General features: G+C 70.9%; 5 protein-coding genes. All 5 read right to left on the minus strand.

What is annotated here, in order from left to right; translation table 11 throughout:
• On the minus strand, window positions 1-632 hold a 632-nt coding region (locus VGF12_RS01760), incomplete at its 3' end, for a hypothetical protein (protein WP_331174326.1).
• Window positions 633-779: 147 nt separating this feature from the next.
• Window positions 780-1,154 (minus strand): hypothetical protein, encoded by a 375-nt coding sequence (locus VGF12_RS01765; RefSeq protein ID WP_331174327.1) that lies wholly within the window; start codon window positions 1,152-1,154, stop codon window positions 780-782.
• A gap of 106 nt (window positions 1,155-1,260) precedes the next feature.
• Window positions 1,261-3,324 carry an ATP-dependent helicase gene (locus VGF12_RS01770; protein WP_331174328.1) on the minus strand — a complete coding sequence of 688 codons (2,064 nt, stop codon included), beginning with the start codon at window positions 3,322-3,324 and terminating at the stop codon, window positions 1,261-1,263.
• A gap of 10 nt (window positions 3,325-3,334) precedes the next feature.
• Window positions 3,335-5,932 (minus strand): hypothetical protein, encoded by a 2,598-nt coding sequence (locus VGF12_RS01775; RefSeq protein WP_331174329.1) that lies wholly within the window; start codon window positions 5,930-5,932, stop codon window positions 3,335-3,337.
• Between the two features lie 231 nt (window positions 5,933-6,163).
• Window positions 6,164-6,497: hypothetical protein (locus VGF12_RS01780; protein ID WP_331174330.1), on the minus strand; the 334-nt coding region annotated here is incomplete at its 5' end.

Consider the following 6,497-nt stretch of genomic DNA (forward strand, 5'->3'; position numbering starts at 1 on the left):
TCGGCACGGCGGCGCAGCGAGGCCGGCAGCAGCAGCAGGCCTGCCAGGGCGGCGAGCGTCGCGGCCAGCGTGCCGGGCTCTGGGACGTGGTTCGTCAGGCTGACGTTGTCGAGGTTGCCGCCCAGGCTGTCGCTGCGGCCGGTCGCGGCAAAGCTCAGCAGATTGCGCCCGGCCAGGGCCGTGACGTGGTACTGGTGCAGCGTCCAGTCGTTGTCACTGCCGCCGTCGCCGGTCAGCGCGTCACCGAGCTGCACGCCGTTCCAGCACACCTGGATGCCGTTGGTCGACGCCGACTGGAACACCCGGGGCGAGTACCAGAAGCTCAGGTCGTAGGACGTGCCCGCGCCGAGCTGGTCCAGGTACTGGCCGACCTGCGTGTTGCCGTTGGTGTCCAGCTCGATGTAGTTGCTGCCTTCCTGGGCCCGGCCGGCGACGTTGTTGCGGATTTCAAAGCCGGTGCCGGGGCCGCCCAGCCAGGTCCAGCCCGGCATGGCGGCGACGGTGGTCCAGTTGCCATCGGCCACGGCGATGGCCTCGAAGCCGCCGTTGACGAGCAGGTTGCTGGCGGTGACGGGCGTGGCGTGAGCCCCGGCGCTCAGGAGCGTGGCGAGGGCGAACAGCGTGCGTTTCATGGGCGGACCGGTCGGCGTTGCGAATGGCCGCGATTCTTCGGCCTGGCCCGCCCGGGGCCGGGTGCAGACTTCACGCCCGCGTAAGCGATCTCCCCAGGCCGACGCAGGGCCTGTGACGCAATTCACTGCACACGGGGGCTGCGAGGCTCAGGCGCGCGGAGGCTGGCCCAGGGTGCTCGCCAGCGCCGTGGCGCGGCGGTGCTGCTCCTGGCGGCGCAGCGCGCGGGTGACCGGACGGGCCACGGCCACGGCCAGCACGCCCAGGGCGATGAGCAGGGTGCCGGTGTCGACGTCGGGTGCGGGGCTGTCGAAATCGGCTTCGGCCTGGCGGTTTTGCGAAGCCCAGGGGCTGCCCTTGCCATTCAGCGAGGTCAGCCCAGCTGAGCCCAGCCGGCTGGCGTCGGCCATCACGCCGGCTGCCGTTTTGTCCACAGCGGTCTGCGGGTGCGCGTCACGCGTGGCACCGGCGAGAGCGGAGGAACTGAGGACAGCGAGGGCGGCAGCGAGGAGCAGGGCTTTCATGCGGGCTCACCATGGAGAAGAAGGGCAGAACGCATTGTTCGCAGCCTAGCGCGACTGGGATGTGAAGACTTCACGCGTCCGTGGGGGACCCCCGCGAATGAGCGACTCAGGGTTGACCTTGAGAGGATGCCCGTGCGGCGGCCTTGGCGGCCAGTTCCTCGCGCATGCGCTTGAGCTTCTCCCGGGGATCCTCCCGGGTGCCGCCCTCGTTGAGCTTCATCTCGGCCAGAAAGCGGCTGGGAATGCCCACGACGGTGTCGCGGCCTTTCTTGCGTCGTCGCAACGTCGACACCGCCAGCGTCGTGCGTGCGCGGGTGATGCCGACGTACATCAGCCGCCGCTCCTCCTGCAGCGCCTCGGCCGTCAGCTCCGCCTCCTCGCGCTTGAAGGGCAGCAGCCCCTCGTTGACGCCGGCCAGCACCACGTGCGGCCATTCCAGGCCCTTGGAGGCGTGCAGCGTCGTCAAGGTGACCTGGTCCTGCTCGTCACCGCGCTCGGCCAGCGACAGGATGACGGAGATGGTTTGCGCCACGTCCAGCACGCTCTGCTTGGGCTCGGTGAAGCTGACGCCGCCTTCCTCGCTGTGCTGGCCGCCGCAGCGCTTGGACACCCAATCGACGAAGTCCAGCACGTTGCCCCAGCGCGCCTGGGCGACTTTCTCGTTCTCCTCGTTGTCGATGAGGTGGGCTTCATAGCCGATGTCCTTCAGCCACTCCGTCAGCAGCGCATGCGCGGCGGTGTGGCCCTCGGTGTGCTTGGCGCGGTACTGCAGCTCGTTCACGGCCCGGCCGAATTCGTGCAGGCCGGCCAGCGCCCGGGCGGTGACGGCCGTGGCCAGGCTCTCGGAGAAGAGGGCCTCGAACATGCTGCACTTCCACTGCGCCGAAAAGGTGCTGAGCGCCCCTAGCGTCGTGTGGCCGATGCCGCGCTTGGGCGTTGTCACGGCGCGCAGGAAGGCGGGATCGTCGTCGGGGTTCACCAGCAGGCGCAGCCAGGCGCACAAGTCCTTGATCTCGGCCTTGTCGAAGAAGCTCTGCCCGCCCGAGACCTTGTAGGGGATCTCCGCGCGGCGCAGCGCCTGCTCGAAGACGCGGGCCTGGTGGTTGGCACGGTACAGGATGGCGAAGTCCTTGAAGGCCGGGCCCTTGCCGTCGGCGCGCAGCTGCTGGATGCGGGCGACGGCGCGCTCGGCCTCGTGCTCCTCGCCATCGGCCTCCAGCAGCGCGATGGGCTCGCCGTCGCCGTACTCGCTCCACAGCTTCTTCTCGAACAGCTTGGGGTTGCCGGCGATGACGTGGTTGGCGGCACGCAGGATGGCGCCGGTAGAGCGGTAGTTCTGCTCCAGCGGGATGACCTTGAGTGCCGGGTAGTCGGTGGGCAGCCGCTTGAGGTTCTCGATGGTCGCGCCGCGCCAGCCGTAGATGGACTGGTCGTCGTCGCCCACCGCCGTGAACATGCCGCGCTCGCCGACGAGCGCCTTCAGCAGCTCGTACTGGACGGCGTTGGTGTCCTGGTACTCGTCCACCAGCACGTAGCGCAGCTTGTCCTGCCACTTCGCGCGCGCCTCGGCGTCGGTCGTCAGAAGCTTCAGCGGCAGCGTGATGAGGTCGTCGAAGTCCACCGCCTGGTAGGCCGACAGCCGCTCCTGGTAGCGCACCATCACGGCCGCGGCGGCGCGCTCGTCCTCGTCCTTGGCCGCGTGGGCAGCCTGGGCCGCGTTCAGGCCCTGGTTCTTCCACAGCGAGATGGTCCATTGCCAGCGTCGCGCCTGGTTCATGTCGGTCGTGCCGCCGGCGTCCTTGAGCACGTTGAGCACGTCGTCGCTGTCGAGGATGGAGAACTGCTCCTTCAACCCGAGGCGCGTTCCTTCCTCGCGCAGCAGCCGCACGCCCAGGCTGTGGAAGGTCGAGATGGCCAGATCCTTGGCCGCCTTGTTGCCCACGAGCGCCTTGGCGCGCTCGCGCATTTCCTGCGCGGCCTTGTTCGTGAAGGTGATGGCCGCGATCTGGCTGGGCCGGTAACCCGACACCAGCAGCTGCGCGATCTTGGTGGTGATGACGCGCGTCTTGCCCGAGCCCGCGCCGGCGATGACGAGGCAGGGGCCGCTCAGATGGTGGACGGCTTCGAGCTGGGCCGGGTTCAGGCCAGCGGATGGGGCAGCAGCGGACATGGGGCGCGCATCATGCCACTCGCGCCACGCCCTCGCCCGGCAGCGCCCTCAGGCCCAGGCCCAGCAGCAGCAGCGTGAAGAAGAGCAAGCCGATGCGCGGCGCGTCCAGCAGGCTGTCGAAGGCGCCCACCGCGCCGAACCCGATCAGCGCGGCGACGATGGCCGGCGCGAGCGGATGGTCGCGGCCGCGCCCGAACGAGAGCCGCACGAGCGTCAGCAGATAGGCCCCGCCCAGCAGGGCCAGGCCCACCAGCCCCTGCTCGAACAGCACGTGCAGGGCCGCGTTCTTGATGTGCCAGGGCAGGTGATGGCGGTCGCTGGAGAAGAACCAGTGCGCCATCTCCTGGCTGAAGTCGCCGTTGTGCAGCAGCGGGCGGCCCTGGGCGTCTTGCATGTCGATGCGGGCGATGTCGACGCGGCCGCCTCGGGTGTCCAGCGACATCGAGAAGGTCACGAAGCGGGGCGCCCACCAGTCCCCGCCCAGCCGGGGGACCGGTCCGAGCTTGGCCTGCCGGGTCTGCCAGCCGCCCGCGGGCGTTGCTTCATCGGCGCCCGGCGGCTTCAGCAGGATGTGGCCGCTGCTGCAGTTGTCCGGGTAGAGCAGGTTCTTCTCGCAAATCTCCAGCACGATGTTGGCCTCGGCCGCGCGGGCGACGAGGTTCACCTGGATCGGGCCGGGCGCCGGGGGCGTGATGCGCTGGCTGACGCGGAACAGCCCGCCGTAGCTCTGGGTGTGCTGGCCCGCGGTCAGGACGAGATAGGTCTCACCCTTCTCATCGGTTCGCTGGCGGTAGTCCCCGATCTGGGCGCTGGTCGGGCCTTCGTAGAAATTGCTGGGCACGAAGCGCCCCGAACCCCGGCCGAGCAGCCATTGCTGCCCGCCATGCAGCAGCTTCAGGCCCTCGTGCCAATGCGTCAGGCGGGTCTGGCCATCCTCCTTCCAGGTGGCGACTCGGTCGCGCAGATAGGCGCCGCCGCCCAGCGCCGCGACGATTGACATGACCAGCAGCAGGCCGGCCACGAGCAGGGCCCGCTTGCGCCAGCCCGACTTGCCCGTGCTGCCGGCACCTTGCAGGGGCCACAGCCGCGGTTCGAGCAGCATCGCGGCCCAGACGCCTGCGAGCGCCAGGCCGGCAGTCAGGGCCGTCCAGCGGCCGGCCGTGCCGCCCCAGTAGTCGGCGACGATGACCATGGTGGCGAGCAGCCAGAACCAGCAGGTCGACACCAGCAGCACGTAGACGGGACGGGCCTGGCCCGGCACGTCGCGCCAACGCAGCAGCGCGCAGCACACCAGCGCGACGGCATTGAGCACGTAGGCCGCCCTGGGCACGGTCAGGGCCAGCGCCCAGCTCGCGCCACCGAGGACCATGGCGAGCAGTCCCCCCATGATGAGCGCCGTCAACCGCTGGCCCAGGGGCGGCAGCCACAGGCTGGCCGGCATGATCAGCAGGATCACCATGACGAAGAACAGCGCCAGCAGGCCGCGGTAGCCGCCGCCGCCGAAGACGAGGGCGGCGGCCAGCGCAAAGGCCGCCGCCATGGCCAGCGCGCCGATCTTGGCTGGTCGTGGCATGGGCTCGTCGACGGCGCCCAGCCCGCTGTCGATGTGGCTGCTCTCCGGCCCCGAGGCCGCGGCGCGGCGGCGTTGCGCGTCGGCCAGCAGCACCATGGGGATCAGTGCCAGCGGCAGCGCCAGGTAAACGCCGCGGGAGAAAGTGGTCAGGCAGGCATAGGCCGCCAGCAGCACGATGGCCAGACCGGCGCCGAAGTGCCAGGGTGAGCGCGTGCGCAGCAGCGCCAGCACCGCGAACGGCAGGGTCAGCACGAGAAAGCCGTCCAGCGCGGCGCCGCCGACGTGCATTTCCCAGAACAGCCCCGTCGTGCGGTAGTCGGTGGAGAAGTCCAGCAGGCCCGTGTAGGCCAGTCGCTCCCACAGCGCCGCGGCGCTGCCGCCGGCCAGCGCCAGCACCAGGCCCAGCAGCAGGCCGCGCGAGAAACCCTTGGGTCGTGCCGCCGCCGCCGCCGTCCACAGCGGGAGCAGGACCAGCACGAGGAGGATGGCCTTGGCGTTGCGCACCGAGTTCATCGCCTCGTGGTAGCCCTGGAACCAGCCGAAGACGAAGCCGCCGGCGTCGGCGAAACCGCGCTTCATGCTCCAGACCGCGGACAGGGCCAGCGCGAGGATGAGCACCAGCACGGCGGGCGAGTAGACGAGGGCATGGCGCCAGGCCGGCGCGCGGTCTCGCGCATTCAGCTGCAGCGCATAGGCGAGGTAGCCGCCGCAGCCGCAGGCCGTGACCAGCAGGTCCATCTCCTCGAAGCTGATCCAGCCGCTCCACGGCGCCAGGCCGACCACCGGCAGCGGCGCCAGCAGCAGCAGGGGCGTCTTGACCCAGAACAGCGCCGCCAGCAGCGCCACGGCGCCCCAGGCGGCGAGCGCCAGCGGGCCGGACAGCGGATGGTGCCAGGCGAGCTCGGCGCCAAGGCCGCCCAGGCCCAGGCCCGCCGCCAGGGCCAGCCATTGCAGCCGTGTGCCCGGCAGGGTGAGCTGGAGTTCGCCGAGGCCGAGTAGGCCGGTGCGGGCGGGTTGGGTGCCGACGGCCGCCATCAGCGTGGGACCTCGGCAGCGACGGCGACGGTGATCGCCATGACGCCGGTGGCCGCGGGGGCCAGGGACAGGGCGGGGCAGGCGGCAATCGGTATCGCACGCGGCGAACGGGCCATGAGGACCTCCGGGATCGGGGCTCGCATTCTTGCCGAGGCCCGCCCGGCGCGCATCCCCACACAATCCCCCAAGCTCGCGGTGTCGGGGCCTGGCCGGCCGACGCGGGAGCCGGCTTCAGCTGTGCGGCTGGCTCTGGGCGCTGGCGGTCGGTTCGGCCGTGTCAGCGATGCGTGCGGCCGTGGCCAGCAGTCCCAGGCCGGCTGCGGCGCCCAGCCACAGCCAGCGCTTCCACCAGGCCGCCGGCTTGGTGGCCGCCGGTTCGGTCGGCGCCATCGCGCTGCGAGGCGGGCTCAGGCCCAGCCATTCGCGCAATTCGTCCGCCAGGCCTTCCGCGCCGCGGGTGCGCAGCTCCGGCGATTCCGCCATGGCAGCGCGCATCAGCGTGTCCAGCTTGTCCTGCTGGGCGGGCTTCAGTGCGGGCCACTGGTGACCGGCGCCGCTGCGCAGC

Origin of the sequence: Roseateles sp., assembly GCF_036404855.1 — a bacterium.
Classification (GTDB): Bacteria; Pseudomonadota; Gammaproteobacteria; order Burkholderiales; family Burkholderiaceae_C; genus Pelomonas.